The organism is Pseudothauera hydrothermalis, from assembly GCF_003345255.1.
Classification (GTDB): Bacteria; Pseudomonadota; Gammaproteobacteria; order Burkholderiales; family Rhodocyclaceae; genus Pseudothauera; species Pseudothauera hydrothermalis.
The window spans coordinates 1665164-1681723 of record NZ_CP029331.1 but is presented as its reverse complement, the minus strand read 5'-3'; the positions used below and the strand labels follow the sequence as shown (position 1 = coordinate 1681723).

18 protein-coding genes and 1 pseudogene are annotated in these 16560 nt (G+C 65.5%); 6 read left to right on the top strand and 13 right to left on the bottom strand.

What is annotated here, in order from left to right:
* The first annotated feature begins 36 nt into the window (after nucleotides 1-36).
* A complete protein-coding gene (locus tag DIE29_RS08115; protein ID WP_102040763.1) occupies nucleotides 37-1170 on the top strand; it encodes an ISAs1 family transposase in 1134 nt (377 codons plus the stop codon).
* 75 nt (nucleotides 1171-1245) lie between these two features.
* Here the strand turns inward: DIE29_RS08115 and DIE29_RS14990 are convergent.
* The 13 genes and pseudogenes from DIE29_RS14990 to rsxA form a co-directional block, all read right to left on the bottom strand.
* Nucleotides 1246-1464 (bottom strand): annotated as a pseudogene (locus DIE29_RS14990) (SoxR reducing system RseC family protein); the annotation flags it as partial.
* Between the two features lie 23 nt (nucleotides 1465-1487).
* Nucleotides 1488-1916 carry a NifB/NifX family molybdenum-iron cluster-binding protein gene (locus tag DIE29_RS08105; RefSeq protein WP_102043168.1) on the bottom strand — a complete coding sequence of 143 codons (429 nt, stop codon included), beginning with the start codon at nucleotides 1914-1916 and terminating at the stop codon, nucleotides 1488-1490.
* Nucleotides 1917-1932: 16 nt separating this feature from the next.
* Nucleotides 1933-3318: a nitrogenase iron-molybdenum cofactor biosynthesis protein NifN gene (gene nifN, locus DIE29_RS08100; RefSeq protein ID WP_102041573.1), complete on the bottom strand. Its 1386-nt coding sequence runs from the start codon at nucleotides 3316-3318 to the stop codon at nucleotides 1933-1935.
* A 13-nt stretch (nucleotides 3319-3331) separates the two neighbouring features.
* Nucleotides 3332-4819 (bottom strand): nitrogenase iron-molybdenum cofactor biosynthesis protein NifE, encoded by a 1488-nt coding sequence (gene nifE, locus DIE29_RS08095; RefSeq protein ID WP_102041574.1) that lies wholly within the window; start codon nucleotides 4817-4819, stop codon nucleotides 3332-3334.
* A 182-nt stretch (nucleotides 4820-5001) separates the two neighbouring features.
* Nucleotides 5002-5949, bottom strand: a complete 948-nt coding sequence (locus tag DIE29_RS08090; protein ID WP_114649631.1) for a hypothetical protein — start codon at nucleotides 5947-5949, stop codon at nucleotides 5002-5004.
* Complete coding sequence (locus DIE29_RS08085; protein WP_102041576.1) at nucleotides 5946-6725, bottom strand: 4Fe4S-binding leucine-rich repeat protein; 780 nt, start codon at nucleotides 6723-6725, stop codon at nucleotides 5946-5948. Before DIE29_RS08085 ends, DIE29_RS08090 begins: the two co-directional genes overlap by 4 nt.
* The gene (locus tag DIE29_RS08080; protein ID WP_102041577.1) at nucleotides 6712-6984 is read right to left on the bottom strand and encodes an RnfH family protein; all 273 of its coding nucleotides are present in this window, start codon (nucleotides 6982-6984) and stop codon (nucleotides 6712-6714) included. The genes DIE29_RS08085 and DIE29_RS08080 overlap by 14 nt, the downstream gene beginning before the upstream one ends.
* A 22-nt stretch (nucleotides 6985-7006) precedes the next feature.
* Nucleotides 7007-7741, bottom strand: a complete 735-nt coding sequence (locus tag DIE29_RS08075; protein ID WP_102041578.1) for an electron transport complex subunit E — start codon at nucleotides 7739-7741, stop codon at nucleotides 7007-7009.
* Between the two features lie 2 nt (nucleotides 7742-7743).
* Complete coding sequence (rsxG, locus tag DIE29_RS08070) at nucleotides 7744-8421, bottom strand: electron transport complex subunit RsxG (protein WP_102041579.1); 678 nt, start codon at nucleotides 8419-8421, stop codon at nucleotides 7744-7746.
* A gap of 3 nt (nucleotides 8422-8424) precedes the next feature.
* The gene (locus DIE29_RS08065) at nucleotides 8425-9480 is read right to left on the bottom strand and encodes an RnfABCDGE type electron transport complex subunit D (RefSeq protein WP_108080017.1); all 1056 of its coding nucleotides are present in this window, start codon (nucleotides 9478-9480) and stop codon (nucleotides 8425-8427) included.
* The gene (gene rsxC / locus DIE29_RS08060; RefSeq protein ID WP_102041581.1) at nucleotides 9477-11009 is read right to left on the bottom strand and encodes an electron transport complex subunit RsxC; all 1533 of its coding nucleotides are present in this window, start codon (nucleotides 11007-11009) and stop codon (nucleotides 9477-9479) included. Before rsxC ends, DIE29_RS08065 begins: the two co-directional genes overlap by 4 nt.
* Before the next feature lie 12 nt (nucleotides 11010-11021).
* Entirely contained in the window at nucleotides 11022-11597 is a 576-nt protein-coding gene (locus DIE29_RS08055; RefSeq protein ID WP_102043169.1) for an RnfABCDGE type electron transport complex subunit B, read from the bottom strand.
* A gap of 15 nt (nucleotides 11598-11612) precedes the next feature.
* Complete coding sequence (gene rsxA / locus DIE29_RS08050) at nucleotides 11613-12194, bottom strand: electron transport complex subunit RsxA (protein ID WP_102041582.1); 582 nt, start codon at nucleotides 12192-12194, stop codon at nucleotides 11613-11615.
* A 250-nt stretch (nucleotides 12195-12444) separates the two neighbouring features.
* Between rsxA and nifL the strand changes: the two genes are divergently transcribed.
* From nifL to DIE29_RS08025, 5 genes are all read left to right on the top strand, one after another.
* Entirely contained in the window at nucleotides 12445-14019 is a 1575-nt protein-coding gene (gene nifL / locus DIE29_RS08045) for a nitrogen fixation negative regulator NifL (protein WP_102041583.1), read from the top strand.
* Nucleotides 14016-15566, top strand: a complete 1551-nt coding sequence (nifA, locus tag DIE29_RS08040) for a nif-specific transcriptional activator NifA (RefSeq protein WP_102041584.1) — start codon at nucleotides 14016-14018, stop codon at nucleotides 15564-15566. The genes nifL and nifA overlap by 4 nt, the downstream gene beginning before the upstream one ends.
* A 169-nt stretch (nucleotides 15567-15735) precedes the next feature.
* Complete coding sequence (locus tag DIE29_RS08035; protein ID WP_205409709.1) at nucleotides 15736-16155, top strand: hypothetical protein; 420 nt, start codon at nucleotides 15736-15738, stop codon at nucleotides 16153-16155.
* On the top strand, nucleotides 16152-16358 hold the full coding sequence (locus DIE29_RS08030) for a hypothetical protein (protein WP_102041585.1): 207 nt from the start codon (nucleotides 16152-16154) through the stop codon (nucleotides 16356-16358). The genes DIE29_RS08035 and DIE29_RS08030 overlap by 4 nt, the downstream gene beginning before the upstream one ends.
* The gene (locus tag DIE29_RS08025; RefSeq protein ID WP_205409708.1) at nucleotides 16346-16552 is read left to right on the top strand and encodes a type II toxin-antitoxin system RelE/ParE family toxin; all 207 of its coding nucleotides are present in this window, start codon (nucleotides 16346-16348) and stop codon (nucleotides 16550-16552) included. The genes DIE29_RS08030 and DIE29_RS08025 overlap by 13 nt, the downstream gene beginning before the upstream one ends.
* Nucleotides 16553-16560: the final 8 nt, after the last annotated feature.

The window sequence follows — 16560 nt, the reverse complement described above, 5'->3', positions numbered from 1 at the left end:
ATATTTTGTGTAGCTTACTGTCTTTTTGGGGATCCCATGAAGGCAGTAAGCATCATGCCGCTGACGCAGGTGTTCGTCTCGGTTTCCGACCCGCGCAGCAAGCGCCACACACGCCACGACCTGTCCGAACTGCTCACGGTCGCGGTGTGTGCAGTGCTCTCGGGCGTGGACGACTTCGTCGACATCGAGTTGTGGGCCAAGGCCAAGATCGATTGGCTGCGAGGGTTCATGAAGCTTGAGCATGGCATCCCTTCGCACGACACGATCGGGCGCGTGTTCGGCCTGATTGAGCCTGACGAGTTCGAGGCGGCGTTTCGGCGCTGGGTCGGCATGGTCGTGCCGGTGCTGGCCGAAGACACGGTCGTTGCGATCGACGGCAAGAGCAGCCGAAGAACGGCAAGCAAGGGCAAGACCCCTGCAAGTGCCCTGCACATGGTCAGCGCGTTCGCCGCCGGGATGGGCGTGGTGTTGGGCCAGAGGGCCACGGCCGAGAAATCCAACGAGATCACCGCCATTCCCGAGTTGCTCTCGAAGCTCGCCCTGGAAGGCTGCGTGGTGACGATCGACGCGATGGGCACACAGGCGAAGATTGCGCGCACGATCCGCGAACGCGGCGCCCACTACGTGCTGTGCGTGAAGGACAACCACCCGAAGTTGCTCGACTCGATCCGCTTTGCCGGCGTCGCGGATCCACGGGGACCGCTCACGCCGGCCTCGACGCATGAAACCACGAATCTTGGCCATGGACGCACGGAGATCCGCCGCTGCGTTGCGTACGACGCCACCGATCGGCTCTACAAGGGCGAAGAGTGGAAGGACGTCGCGAGCTTCGCCTTGATCGAGCGGGTGCGCACTGTCGGCAACAAAACCAGCACCGAGCGTGCCTACTACCTGAGCAGCCTGCCCGCGGACGCCGAGCGCATCGCCAAAGCAGTTCGCAGCCACTGGGAGGTGGAGAATCGGCTTCACTGGTGTCTGGATGTGCAGTTCAACGAGGATCAGTCCCGGGTGCGCAGCGGTTACGCGGCCAACAACTTGGCTGTTGTTCGCCACATCGTGATGAACCTGCTGCGGCTGAACACGACCCGTAAGGCGAGCATCAAGTCCAAGCGCATGCTGGCTGCCACTATTGACGAATTTCGGGCCGAGTTGCTCGGAGTTATGACATGAAGGTGCGATTGCCCTGGCGGCTGCAGCCAGCATTGCCAGCAGAAAGCCGGCCAGCGGTATCAGGTAGGTGGCCAGCATGGCGCGCAGGGCGATGTGCTCGAGAACGCCTACCTCGATGCTGTCGCCGGTGCAGTAGCGGCCGCCGGCGGGCAAGGGGATTGCCAGCTCGCCCTCCGGCGCGGCCCCGGCGCAGGCTTTGGCAGCGCGGCAGGCCGCACAGGCGGATTGGCGCTCGAAGCGCACGGTCACATGGTGGTCGGTAACGGCCACGATGCGCCCGAGGCGCGCGATCATCGGCTGGGTGCTGACAGGCGCGTTCATTCCTGCCAGCCCTCGGCTTCCATGGCATCGAAGCGTGCGCGGTCGGCTGGCGCACGCCGCTTGAGCGCCTTGGCCAGCCAGCCGGCGGCACCTTCAGCCAGTTCCATCTGCAGGTCGGCGATCAGCGCCTCGATGGCGGTACCTTCTTCCACCCGCAGCGGTTGTACCCCGGCAGCCAGCAGTTGCTTGACCGCCGAAGCCCCCACCGCCAGGCAATAGACTGCGCTGCAGCCGGCCAGCGTGGCGATCTTGCCGGGCAGTTTGGCATCGAAACCGTCTTGAGCGGTGTCGATGAATTCGCACACTTCGATCAACTGCGCGCACCGTGCGCTCACCTCAAAGATGACAAAGGCTTGCGCAGCGCCAAAGTGCTGGTCGACCGTGCTGCGGTCGGAGCTGGCAAAAGCAATCCGTACGCTGTCCATGGCATCGACCGGGTTGTCAGTGCCGCACACCAGTCGCAACCAGCGGCGACGCGGCATGCGGGCGTATGGCGAAGCGGGAGCGGTAGGGGGCGATGTGCTCATGGCGATGCACCACCAGGTTGGCCAGATCGAACAGGGCCTGCCGGGTACCCCGGTAGCCCACCCAGGTTTTGCAGTGACCGCCAACCAGGTCGTACTGCGGGATGCCGGCACGCAGCAGCGGCACGCCCAGGCGTTCGGCGGTGGCGGCAAGATGGGAGTTGCCCAGCAGCAACTCGGCTTTGGCGGCGCGGGCAAGGTCTTCCAGGTCTTCCAGATCGCCGATATGCACGCTGGCGGCCGGCACATCGGCCAGCACCGCGGCCTTGACCGGCGCCACCGCGGCGACGATCTCACTGCCCATGCCGGCCAGCCAGCTCGCCAGCTGATGCAGCAGATCGGGGTCGGCGGCCAGCCCCACGCGGCGCAGGCCGGTCATGAAATGGGTGTCGACCATCGCGTCCTGGAGCTGGGCACGGTGGCGCTCGATCTTCTCCGGCACCTTGCGCCCGGACAGCTCGGCCAGCAGCGCGGTGAAGCGGTCGCAGGCTTGCAGTCCCATCAGCCCGTCGAAACGCCAATCCGGCACCCCGGTGCGATCATGCAGCAGGTCGGCGGCGGCGTTGAGCGAGCGGCCAACGACGACGGTGGCGGCCGCTTCGCCCAGGGTGGCGAGTTCGCTGACCGGGGTGCCACCCAGGGTGACCGGCAGGAAGTCTTCGGCGACCAGGTGGCCATCGAGCGAGTCGGCCAGATCCGGCACTGCGACCGGGCGCAAGCCGAAGGCTTCCACCCATTCCTTGATCGCCTCCACGTCGCCCGGCGTGAGGTGACTGCCGAGCAGCAAATTGACCTGCTTTTTGCGTCGGCCGGCGTGGCGGCTGTGTGGCACCGTGGTGTCCAAGATGCCTTTCACCGCGGTGGCATAGCCGCTTTCCAGGCAGCCGGAGAAATCTGGGGTATTCACCGCGACAATCGGAATCGGCCCAAACGCCGGGTACTGAGCGCGGAATTCGCGCAGCAGGCGGGCGATATCGGTGCCCTGGGTTTCGGCCAGCGCGGTGGTGGCAAGTGTCACCAGCGCGGGCTTGGCTTTCCCGCACACGGTGGCCAGCGCCTGGATGACATTCTCGTCTGCGCTCATCACCGTGGCGACCTGATCCATTGCGGTGGTTTGCAGCGGGATGGGCTCGCGAAAGTGGCGCACGAAGAACACTTTGGCGAACGCGGTGCAGCCCTGCGAGCCGTGAAAGACGGGCATGGCGCGATGGATGCCCAGGCAGGCCAGCGCGGCGCCGGCCGGTGCCGAGGATTTGAGCGGATTGACCGCCAGGGCCTTGGGGTGACGGATGATCTCAGCCATGGTTCAGGCTCCTTCAGGCTGCGGCCAGCGGGTCGAAAGCGGCATCACCCACGCCGGGAGCGGCCGGTTCGTCATCTTCCGCGTCCGGGCTGTCGCCCATCTTGGGGCCGGCCACCACCATGGCCTTGGCCGACCACGGGGCCGGGCGGCGCACCGCATCCCACACCGGAGACTCCAGGGTGAGCGCGAGCTGGCGCACCAACTCCTTCATGCCCTCGTAGCCGGCGTAGGCGAAGTCGCGTTCCTGGTTGATGTCCAGAAAAGGCAGGCGGGCTTTGAGCGCGGTATAGAGGTTGCGTCCGCCGGCGATCAATATATCCGCCTTCAGTTCATAGACCGCGTTGAGCAGCTCGCGCGCGCCTTCGCTCTTTAGCATGATGGCCTGGTCGCCCATCAGCTCCAGAATCCGCGCCTTGTCTTCTTCGGTGGATTTCTTGGTGCCGCTGGCTACCACGGTCATGCCCAGTTCCTGCAATGCCGAGACCACCGACCAGCTCTTTACCCCGCCGGTAAAGAGCAAAACCCGCTTGCCTTCCAGGCGCGGGCGCCAAACTTCCAGTTCGGCGCGCACCCGGGCTTCCTCGCGGGCGATCAGCGCTTCGGTGCGGGCGATCAGGTCCGGGTCGCCGATGATGCGGACCATGTCGCGCAGCGCCTGGCTGGTGTCGGTGATGCCGTAGAAACTGCCTTCGAACCACGGTACCCCCCAGCGCTCTTCGATCTTGCGCGCCACATTGATCATGGCTTTGGCGCACACCAGCATGCTGACTTCGGCGCGGTGCATGGTTTGCACCTCGTGGAAGCGTGCGTCGCCGGAAAGCGTACAGAGCACACGGATGCCCAGTTCATCCAGTAGCGGCAGCACATGCCAGAGCTCGCCGGCGATGTTGTATTCGCCAATCAGGTTGATGTTGTGCACGGTGATGCCCGGCGGCACCAGGTCCGCAGGCAGCGGGTCGGGCTCGCGGGTGCCGATCACATGCTTGACCATGGCCTCACCGGCGATGCGGTTGCCGAGGTTCTTGGTGCCGTAGAAACCGGCCGCATCCACCGGCACCACCGGTACGCCCCAGCGCTCGGTGGCGGCCTTGCACACCGCGTCCACGTCGTCGCCAATCAGCGCTGGCACGCAGGTGTTGTAGACGAACACGGCGGCCGGGTCGTAGCGCTCGATGGCTTGCTTGATGCCGTGAAACAGGCGTTTTTCGCCACGGCCCATGATCACATCCTGTTCGGACAGATCGGTGGTCATGCCGATTTTGTACAGCGTCGGCCCCGAGGAACGGGTGCCGCGGTTATCCCAGGAATTACCCGCGCAGGCGATCGGCCCGTGCACGATGTGCGCGACATCGGCAATCGGCAACAGCGCAATCTGGGCACCATCGAAAGCGCAACCGCCGGCCGAGGCACCGGGTTTGGGGCGGGCGCAGCCGGATTTTTCCTTTTTGTTGTGCGCACAGGCCGGCTCGTTCAGTAGTGCAGCGATCTCGGAAGCTTTCACGGTGGTGCTCCAGGGACGGTTCGGCAGTCGTTCTGCAAGGCGCGTGCCACCGGCTCGAAGCGGCTGACATCCAGGCGGTGCAACGGTTTGCGTGGGGTGGCGCGATGTGCGGAATCCGACAATGCCTGTCGGATGTGTGAGGTTTGCAGCGGCAAGCACGCGGGTTTTGGCTGGGGTGTGGCTCAGATGCTGTAAGGTGTGCGCACCCAGTCATTGACCAGCGCAATGTCGCGCTGCGGCAAGTAAGCGAGCCCGTCATTCAGATCGGCATACACCAGAGCGGGAATCGTGCGTGGTACGCGACGGCCGCTGACCATATGGAAATACCATGCAAAGCCGTAACCGGCGGCGCAGTCAAAATCATGTAGTTGCTGAGCCAGCGCGGTGCCGCGGGCGTTGTCGTGGCCCGTCCAGGTCGGTGTGCGAGCGGCCACCGGTACTGCGCCATAGCGGATTTGGCGGTAACGGTCCAGGTGTTCGGCCAGTGCCAGCACCCAGTGGTCGCAGAAGTGCCGGTGCTGGCCGGCGCTGGCGCGCGCCCAATCGTCCAGAAAGCGCAGAACCGGCGCGCGGCTGCCGGGCTGATTGGCGATGCGGGCGATGTAGGCGGAAATGTCGGTCAGACGGCGGCAGTTGTAACGCGGCTTGTTCAGAGGCTGCGGCGGCGGCAGACCGGCGGGGCGTTCGAGCAAGGCTTCCACCGAGTCGGCGGGGCGGTTGCAGCCGCCCAGCGGATGGCTGATGACCTCCTGTAATACTTCAATCTCCAGTTGCAAATAGTCGGTCGGTGCCTTGCCGCGGAGGGCGACCAGATAATGGCTGGTGCCCTGCTCACGGGTGAGGTGGTAGCCCTGCGTGCGCAGGCGCTCGGCAAGTGCTTCACCGTCTTCGCCTGCATCCTCCCAAGCCGCCTCCAGCCAGCCCAGTGCATCGTCGGCCACGCAGCGGCCGTCACGGTCGATGATGCGTCCGGGGCGATACCAGCCGCCGCGTGACAGGCGCGGCGCAAAATCCGGTCCGCCCTCACGGCGCAAGGCATCGAGCAACAGTGCGTGGCCGGGGACCGGTTCGGTGCTCATGCACAGACGAAAGGCCAGTTCCTGGAGTTCGGCCGAAGCGATCAGGGTCATGATGACCTCCTTGGCGGTGGTGGCACGGCCAGACCCAGACGTTCGGCGGCCAGTGCGCGCACATCGGGTTCCGGGTCGTCGAGTAATGCGTAGAGCGCTTCCAGTGGCGCTTGCGCCAGCGCTGCGGCGCGAACGCTCCAGTCCGGGTCGGTCAGCAGCGCTGCGGCGGCCTCGGGCAGCATGCGCCCCGCAACCACGGCGCGGACTTGCGGGTCCGGATCGGCGGCCATGCGTGCCAGGGCGAATGCCGGCAGGCGGCGGGCGACTTCCTTGCGTACCACCGGGTCGGGGTCATCGGCCAGGCGCGGCAGACGGCCATGCGGCAGGCGGCGGGCCACCTGTCGGCGGACTGCGTAATCGGGGTCGTGGATCATGCGTTCGAGCAATGCCGGTGGCAGACGGCTGGCGACCGTCAGGCGCACCTCTCGGTCAGGGTCGCGCGCCAAGCGCAGCAAGGCGTCGCCCTCCAGGCGAGAGGCCACCGCACGGCGCACGGTTTCGTCCGGATCGTCGGCTAAGCGGGCGACTCGCTCGGCCGGCGCCCAGCGGACGGCGATGGCACGGCGTTCCCAATACGGATCGTCGAGGCAGCGTTCGGCCCATTGCACATTGCGCGCCATGAAACGGTCGATTTGGCGACCGCTATCGGCCATCAGACAGGCCTCACCCGGCGCGCAGGTGCCGCGTGCAAGCGTGTCCTCGCGCAGCGCGCACTGCCCACAGCGGCGATCTGCCGAAGCGGCAGAGGACGCGGCGTCCGCCTCAGTCCTGCTCATCCCGGTCACGTCGCGGCACCTGGGTGGGATCGCAGATGATTGGGCGATAGATTTCTACGCGGTCACCGGGTTGGAGCGCGGTGTCGAGCTTGATCGGCTTGCCGAATACGCCCACTTTCTGGGCTCCAAGGTCTATCGTCGGGCATAGCTCCAGCACGCCGGAGCGCTGGATGGCCTCCAGCGCGGTGGCACCTTCGGGCACGTCCACCCGCAGCCAAACCTGACGACCTTGCTCTGCGTAGGCAACTGCCACTCTCATTGCCCATCTTCTCCACAATCGTTCAGACCCGTGCGGCTTCCGGCTGGGTGCGCGCTCGTGCGTGTGCACGCTTGCCGTCCCAGACCCGTTTGCCGGCCATCAGCATGCCCAGCGCCAGAAAGCCGCCGGGCGGCAGGATCATCAGCAAAAAGCCTTTGTAATCCGGGATCACGGTGATCTCCAGAAAGCGGAACGTATCGCCCAGCAGCAGGCTGGCGCCGGCAAACACGGTGCCGGAACCGAGCAATTCACGCACCGCGCCGAGCACCACCAAAGCCAGGGTAAAGCCCAGTCCGATGGCAATGCCATCCACCGCCGAGGCAGCCACCGGGTTCTTGGAGGCGAACGCTTCGGCCCGTCCGAGGATGCCGCAGTTGCACACGATCAGCGCGATGAACAAACCCAGCACTTTGTACAGCTCATGCAGCCAGGCGTTGATCCCCATATCCACCAAGGTGACCAGGGTGGCGATCAGTACCACGAACACCGGAATACGCACGCTGGCACTGACCCAGTTACGAATCAGCGCCACGACCATATTGGCCAGGATCAGCACGGCGGTGGTGGCCAGGCCCATGCCCAGGCCGTTGGTGGCGGTGCCGGTGACCGCCAGCAGAGGGCACAGGGCAAGCATTTGCGTAAAGACCAGGTTTTCGCTCCAAACGCCGCGCCTGAGGATGCCGCGATAGTCCACCGCGGCTTGGGCGTTGGCGCCGGTGACTTTGCTGCCAGCCGGGGCGGCTGCTTCGATCGTCATGCTCATGGTGTTGTCCCTTTGGTGCCGTCTGCAGCCGGGTCGGCGAACATCGTCGCCCGTTGCGCCTGGTAGAGCTCCAGCCCCGCTTTGACCGCGGCGACGACTGCGCGCGGGGTGATGGTGGCGCCGGCGAACTGGTCGAACACGCCACCGTCTTTTTTTACCGCCCAGCGTGCCGGACTGGGGTCATCCAGCGATTTACCGGCAAAGCCCTCGATCCACGGGCTGCGTGCGGCTTCGATCTTGTCGCCTAAGCCGGGGGTTTCGGCGTGGCCGGTGATCCGCACGCCGGTGATACGGCCGTTGCGGTCGACACCCATCACCAGACGCACCGGCCCGCCGTAGCCCTTGCCGGTCATTTGATAGATGACCGCCACGATTTCGCCGCGGCGCCGGGCGCGATACACAGTGACCGGGTGACCATCGGCAGCGCTGACCGCGATGGTGTCGGTCAGCAGATCGTTGTCATGGAAGTCGTCCGGCAACACCTGCGCCAATGAAGTGGCCACATCGCGCGCTTGCGCGGCGGCAATTAGCGGCGCGGTGGCGGTATGGGCCAGTGCCAACGCCGCGCCCGCGATCAGGGCAACCACGCCCAGCGACACGGTTTGATACCACAGCGTGTCCAAACGCTCGGCGCGGGCGGCCGGGGCCGACGGGTCAGATGTGGTGCAGGGCATCGCTCAGGTCCCTTTCGGTGCGGCCGTGGTCAGGGTATTTCCGCTGCGGGTACGGCCAAAGATGCGTGGACGGGTGTAGTGGTCGATCAGCGGCGTGGCCGCATTCATCAGCAACACCGCAAAAGCCACCCCTTCGGGGTAAGCACCCCAGGTGCGGATGATCCAGCTCAGCAAGCCGCAGCCCAAACCGAAAATCCAGCGACCGAGCGGCGTCGAGGGCGAAGTGACGTAGTCGGTGGCGATGAAAAACGCGCCCAGCATCACCCCGCCGGTCAGAAGGTGGGCCAGCGGCGCCAGAAAGCGCTCCGGGGCAAGAAAGTGAGCGATGGCCGCGGGCACCATGAGGCCAAGCAGGAAGGCAGCCGGGATGCTCAGGCCGATCACCCGCATCAAAATCAGAAACAGGCCGCCGGCGGCCAGCAGCAGCGCGCCGGTCTCGCCCAGGCTGCCGGCGCGCTCGCCCAGGCTCAGGGCCAGCGGGTCCAGCTCGCCGCCGATCGGCAGCGCGCGCGAGACCGCGGTGCGCGTCTGATCGAGCAGCGAAGCGCTGGTCATACCGTCGGGGATGGTGCCGAAAGTGATCGAAAGCGCAGCCAGCGCATCCGGCGCGCCGGCGCTGCCAATCGGCAGTGGGGTGAGCCACTGGGTCATTTCCACCGGAAAGGAAATCAGCAGCATCACCCGTGCGGCCATGGCTGGATTGAACAGGTTTTGGCCCAGGCCGCCGAAGGCGTGTTTGCAGACGATGATGGCAAACGCGCCACCCGTAGCGCCCAGCCACCATGGCGCCCATGGTGGCAACGACAGCGCCAGCAGCCAGCCGGTGAGCACCGCCGAGCCATCGGCAAGTACCGGTTTGGCCGGGCGCTCGGCCACACGCACGCACAGCGCTTCGGCGAACACACAGGCCAGCACGGTGACCAGCCACAAATACACCGCCGGCCAGCCAAAGCGCCAGAAGCCGGCCAGCGTGGCCGGCAGCAGGGCGAGCATGACCAGGCCCATCACCTGTCCGACCGGGCGCGCGCCGTGGATATGCGGGGCAGAGACGATGTTCATGCGGTGGCATCCTCACGGGTCGGCTGTGCGCTGGCTTGTGCGCCGCCCAAGGTCTTGGCGCGTTCGCGTTCGGCCTTGCGGCGGGCGGCCGCTTCGGCCTTTTCGCGCGCTTCGCGCGCCATGCGCTGGGCGCGCGCTTCGACCAGTTCGCGGATGGCCTCTTGCTTGAGCTTGTTGCGCTCACGCGCGGCCAGCTCCCCCTTGGCATGATTGAAGTACTGCACCAGAGGAATTTTGGAGGGACACACAAAAGAGCACGTGCCGCAGCCAATGCAATCTTTGAGTCCCAAGTCCAGCGAAGCGGCCAGGTCGCCGGCACGGATGCGCGCGGCCATCTCGAGCGGCATGAGGCCCATCGGACAGGCTTGCGCGCAAGCGGCACAACGGATGCAGGGGCCTTCGACGCGCCGACCGGCACCGGCTTCGGCGGCGGTCAGCGCCAGCACGCCGCCCGAGCCCTTGACGATCGGCAGTTCTAGGGTAGCGACCGCGATGCCCATCATCGGCCCGCCCATGACCAGGCGCGCCGGGGTTTCGGTCAGTCCGCCGCAAAAGTCCACCAACGCCGCGGCCGGGGTGCCAAGGCGTACTTCCAGGTTGCGGGGGGTACGAATCGCGCCGCCGGCCACGGTCACGATACGGCGGGTGAGCGGCTCGCCAAAGCGGATTGCACGATGGATGGCGGCCGCCGTGCCGACGTTGTGCACCACCACACCGATATCGGCCGGTCGGCCCTGCGCGGGCACCTCGCAGCCGGTGAGCCAGGCGATCAGCTGCTTTTCCGAACCCATCGGGTAGCGGCTGGGCACGGTGACCACGGTCACTTCGTCGAAGCCGGCAGCGGCCTCGCGCAGCGCGGCAATGGCCTGCGGCTTGTTCGATTCCACGCCAATCAGTGCACGGCGGCCGCCGATGGCGCGCAAAATGATCCGCGCACCGTCGATGACTTCGGGCGCGCGCTCTTGCATCAGCCGATCATCGCAGGATAGATAGGGTTCGCATTCGCCACCGTTGAGAATCAGGGTGGAAATCGGGGTGCTTTGCCCCAGACTGAGCTTGACCGCAGCCGGGAACGTGGCGCCGCCCAGGCCGACGATGCCGGCCGCGGCCACCCGCCGGGCGATCTCGGCCGGTGCCAGCGCAAACGGGTCGGTGCCGGCCCATTGCACCGCTTCATCCAGACCGTCGCACTCCAACAAGATGGCCGGACCGGTCAAGCCGGACGGGTGCGGCACCGCTACGTCGCCGATACCCCGGATGATGCCCGAAGTGGGCGCATGCACCGGGGCCGATACCGGCCCGGCCGCTTCGGCAAGCAATTGACCGGCTAACACTCGTGCGCCAGCGCCAACCACCGGGCGTGCCGGTGCGCCGATGTGTTGGCTGAGCGGCAGGGTCAGAAGCGGTGGCAGCGGCAGCGCAGCGATCGCAGTGCCGGCGGCGGGCTGTTTGCGACCGTCAGGGTGGGCTCCCCAGCGCTCGACCAGCCGCCTCATGCGGCGCAGCAGGGAAAGATCGGGTGCGCCCATGATCGGTCCTCCTCAAGCGTTTGCGCCGGCCAGCCCGGTAGCGGCCGCGGTCGCCGGACCGGCTTCCAGCACCGGTTTGGGCCACACCCAGGTCTGCAGGGTCACCGGCACTGGGCTCAAGGTAATGGCTGCGGTCGGGCAGATCGGCTCGCATTTGGCACAACCGGTGCAAGCGTCGCGGATGACTGCGTGAATCTGTTTGACTGCGCCGATGACCGCGTCGGTGGGGCAGGCTTTGAAGCACTTGGTGCAACCGATGCAAAGCTCCTCGCGCACGCTTGCGACCCGTGGCAGGTCATCGGTCAGCGCTGCGGCGTCCAAAGAAAGCCCCAGGCGGGCGGCGAGCGCTTCGGCCAGCTCGCGGCCGCCGGGCGGGCAACACGTGGCGCCGGCTTCGCCCTTGGCCAGCGCGGCGGCCGCGCCCGCACAGCCGGGGTAGCCGCACTGCCCACAATTGGTGCCGGGCATCATGGCTTGCAGCTCGGCTTCGATACCGCTGGCTTGCACCCGGAAGCGGCGCGCGGCAACCCCCAGGATCAGTCCGAGCGCAACGCCAAGCAACGAAAGACTGAGGATGGCAGACAACATCTTGGGCACCCCGTGTCAGTGGTTGGTGAGGCCGGCAAAACCCATGAAGGCCAGCGACAGCAAACCGGCGGTGATAAAACCGATCGGCGCTCCGGCAAAAGCGGTCGGCACCCGCGCCAGCGCCAGGCGCTCGCGCAGGCCGGCAAACAGAATCAGCACCACGGTAAAACCGATGGCCGACCCCAGCGCGTAGAGCACGCTGGTCACAAACCCCGCACCCTCCTGCACGTTGAGCAGGGCCACGCCCAGCACCGCGCAGTTGGTGGTAATCAGTGGCAGATAAATGCCCAATACCCGATAGAGCTGGGGCGCGTTTTTCTTGACCGCCATTTCCACGAACTGCACGGTCGCGGCAATCACCAGAATGAAGCCCAGCAGGCGCAGATACCCCAGTTCCAGCGGCGCCAGCAGCCAATGTTCCAGCGCCCAGGTGAGCGCGCCGGTCAGCACCAGCACGAAGGTGGTGGCCAGTCCCATGCCCAAGGCGCTGTCGATCTTGCGCGACACCCCCATGAAAGGGCACAGACCGAGGAATTTCACCAGCACCACGTTGTTGACCAACGCTGTGCCCAGCAACAACATCAGCCATTCGTTCATTGCCTTGCTCTCCAAGCAGTCAGGCTTTGCTCAGCAGAACCCGTGCCACGTCAAAGAGCAGTCGTAATGCCTTGATTTAGTGGAATTGGTGCGTTGCGGGGAGGTTTGCCGACTGTATCGAGTCCGCCATCTTGCGGGCCATTGTCGGGATTGCGACAGCCGATCGCACGCGCCGGCGGCGGACCCTGTGGCTATCAATTTGGCACATTGATTGCTAATACGTTCTGGATAGCGTTGCGAGATTGCCCGCATGGCCACTTCCACTCCCGCCTCCTCACCGCTGCCGCAGATTCCCGCGGACATCACCGATGCGCTGTTTCACCATGCGGTCGATGAGTCCGCAATTGCGATCTCCATTACCGATGCCGCAGCCACCATCCTTTATGTCAACAAGGCGTTCTGTGCGATCACCGGCTACAGCGCCGAGGAGGTGGTGGGGCGCAATCAGTCGTTGCTGTCTTACAAATCCACGCCCAAGTCGGTGTATCAGGCCCTGTGGGGCGCGCTCACCGAAGGCCGTCCGTGGACCGGCCGCCTGCTCAACCGCCGCAAAGACGGGCGCCCCTATGTGGCCGAACTCACCGTGACCCCGCTGGCACCGCAAAACGGCGGAAAAAAGCATTACCTGGGGATGCACTGGGACGCCACCGATGAACACCGCCTGGCCCAGCAGCTCACTAACCACAAGCGGCTGATCGAATCGGTGATTTCGGTTGCCCCGGTGGCGGTTGCGCTGCTCAACGACGACGGTCAGGTGGTGCTGGACAATCCGGCCTACCGGCGCATTGCCGCCGAGCTGCAGGTGGCCGAACCGGCGCACGCGGTGATCGACGCGCTGCAGCAAAGTCTGGGCGAAACCTTCCACACCGCGCTTGGCCAGCGTCGCCCGCTGGTCAATCATGAACTGCGTTTCGACAGCGCGGGCAGTGGCGAAGCCCGCTGGTATGCCTGTTCGCTGAGCTGGTTCGAAGAACGCTCCACCTTGCCGGACGCCTTCTATGGTGACCACCGCAAGGACTACCAGCTTTTGATCATGCACGATATTAGTGCATCCAAACGCCAAGAAGAGGCGCTGCGCCTGGCGGCGATGCGCGCCATGCTCTCGGAAGGCGAACTGAATCAAAGTCTGCGTGAGGCATTGTCCGGCGCCATCTTCCAATTGCAAGGGCCGGTCAACCTGATCTCGGCGGCTGCGGCCTTGCAGAAGCGGCGTGCCGGACAAAATGCCGCGTCCGATCCGTTGGCGCGCGCACTGGCCGACGCCCAGACTGCGGGCGAACGCGCCATCGCCACGCTGCAAGCGGCCATGCCGCCCGAGCCGCTGGAGCCCAGCGGGCCGGTGAATCTCAACGAGGTATTGCGCGATGTACTGATGCTGGAAACCGATGCTTTACTGTCGGCCGGCATCACCGTGGACTGGCGTCCGGCCCATGTGCTGCCCTCGGTGCAAGGCGATCCGGCAGCCTTACGCAACCTGTTCCGGCAACTCGTCGGCAACGCCATCGAGGCGATGAATGTACGCGGCTGGAACGAGCGCGCGCTGTATCTTGCCACGGCGGCCCGCAACGGCCAGGTGGAGGTCGAAGTGGTCGATACCGGTCCGGGCATCCCGGAGGCCCTGCGCTTGAAAGTGTTTGAGCCTTTCTTTTCCACCAAGGCTTCGCGCGGCGGTGCCCGCGGGGTGGGCCTGTCCTTGGCGCAGGAAATCGTCAACCGCCACCGTGGGGTGCTGGAGATCGATCCGCAGCATGTCGGCGGCTGTCGTCTGCGGGTCAGCTTTCCGGCCAACCGCGCGGTGCTCGCCGCTGCGGAGGCCAACGGATGAGCACGCCGCTGTCGGCCGATTCCGGCGAAGCCCGCGTGGCATGGCTGGAATCGGCACTGGAGTCGATATACCGGGTCAGCCGCGTGCTGTCGCGCTCGCTCGAGCTGCGCGAGACGCTGGCCGAGGTGCTGCGTGTGCTCGACGAGGAGTGCGGCTTCAACCGTGCGCTGGTCACCTTGACCGAACCGGACGGCGAGGCCATGACCATATCCGCGCTGCATGGCGTGGATGCGCCCTGTCACCCGGACTTGCGCTGGCGCGCCGGCGAGGGCGTGATTGGGCTGGTCTTGCAGCGCGGCCGCGCACAGGTACTGGAGCGGCTGGCCGACGATCCGCGTTATCTGGCTCAGCGCGGCTTGTTCGACGCCGAGGCGCCGTTCATCGGTGTGCCGATCCGTGTCGGCCCGGAGACCTTGGGAGTGCTTGCACTGCAGCCACCGCTGGCCGCGCGTGAGCGCCTGGAAGACGATGCCCATCTGGCCGAAATGGTCGCCAATCTGATCGGCCAGACCGTACGCCTGGCCCTGCAAGTGCGCCAGGAGCGCCGCGACATCGCCGAAGAGCGCGACACACTGCGGCGCACGGTGCGTAACCGTTACGGCTTTGACAACGTGGTTGGCCACACCGCAAAGATGAAACAGGTCTTCGAGCAGGTGCGCCAGGTGGCCAAGTGGAACACCACCGTATTGGTGCGCGGCGAAACCGGTACCGGCAAAGAGTTGATCGCCCAGGCCATCCACTACAACTCGCCGCGCGCGGCCGGCCCTTTCGTCAAGCTCAACTGTGCCGCCTTACCGGAAAACCTGCTCGAATCGGAACTTTTCGGGCACGAAAAAGGTGCGTTCACCGGCGCCCTCACTCAGCGCAAGGGCCGCTTCGAGATGGCCGATACCGGCACGCTGTTCCTGGATGAGATTGGCGAAATATCAGCCTCCTTTCAGGCCAAGCTGTTGCGGGTGCTGCAAGAAGGCGAGCTGGAGCGCGTGGGCGGAGCGCGCACGCTGAAAGTGGATGTGCGGGTCATTGCCGCCACCAACCGCGACCTGGAGGCTGAGGTCGAAGCCGGCAAGTTCCGCGAAGATCTCTATTACCGCTTGAATGTCATGCCCATCGTGCTGCCGCCGCTGCGCGAGCGGATGGAGGACATTCCGGAAATCGCCCGCCATCTGGTCGATAAGATCGCAGCCGCGCAAGGCCGCCCGCTCAGCATCACCGACAGCGCGCTGCGGGTGCTGCTGCACCACGCCTGGCCGGGCAATGTGCGCGAGCTGGAAAACTGTCTGGAGCGCGCCGCGGTGATGAGTGAGGATGGGGTCATCGACCGCGACATGATCTTGATCTCGGGGATCGAAGAGCGTGTGACCCCGTTGCGCGGCGGCGCTACGGTCAAGCTCGACGATCCCGATCTGGATGAGCGCGAGCGGGTCATTGCCGCGTTGGAGCAGGCCGGCTGGGTGCAGGCCAAGGCCGCCCGCCTGCTCAACATGACGCCGCGGCAAATCGCCTACCGTATCCAGACGCTCAATATCAAGGTCCGGCAGATCTGAGTGTCGCCGCCTAAAAGCGAATAAAGACGGCTGCAAAAGCCCGGGTACAATCCACGCTGTGTTGGCGCCCCCCGGCGTCATGGCCATCGCGCGGGTTTGTACCGGGCGGCTCGCACCGTACCCGCCTGTGGCCGATCGAGTTTCGATACCGGAGGAGGAAAAGCGCCCTATGCGCGAGGGCTTTGCAGCCAATCTCGCCTATTTCAAGCTGGACTTCCTCGACAAGGATCGCGTCGCGTTGAAGCGCGCCTTCCGCGAAATCCTGCCGCTGTTGTGGCTGAAGGCAGGGGCGGTGGGGCCGCGACCGGAGCTGGCACCCGACGCGCCGGAGCCGGTGGTCTTTGCCCCGGCCGGCAGCAACTTCGTCGTGCTGTTGCAGGAGTCCCGGCTGGCGCGTCTGCTGCAGACTGTGCAAGGACAGAAAGGCTTGTCCCATGTCTTTATCGTCACTGACTCGGATGAGTCATTCAAAACCATGGCAGCAGAAGTACTCGAGGCGGTGGGGCGCGCCAATCCCGACTTGCAGGTGGTGCAGCTTTACCGCGACTATCAGGTGAATTTCATGATCAACCAAGGAGCTTCCCTATGACGGCACAGATCGATGAAAAACCGAGCGCCAAGAGCGTGTTGCGTGCCGTGATCGACGCGCAGCCGGAAGATGCGACCTTTGAAGAAATCCTGCGCGAACTGGCCTTCGAACGCATGATCGAGCGCGGCCTGGCCGATGCGCGCGCCGGGCGCACGGTCAGCCACGAGGAGGCACTACGGAGCATCCGTTCATGGCGGACTTGAGATGGACGGCGGAAGCGCTGGACTGGCTGGAAGACATCCATCGCTATATCGCCGAGGATAATCCGACCGCTGCCGCCAAAGTGATCGACGGCATTGTTGCCAAGGCCGAACTGCTCATGGATTTTCCCGACATCGGCAGCCGCCTGCGCGCCGTACCCGAGGGCGAGGTGCACATGGTGCTTTACGGTCATTAACGCATCGC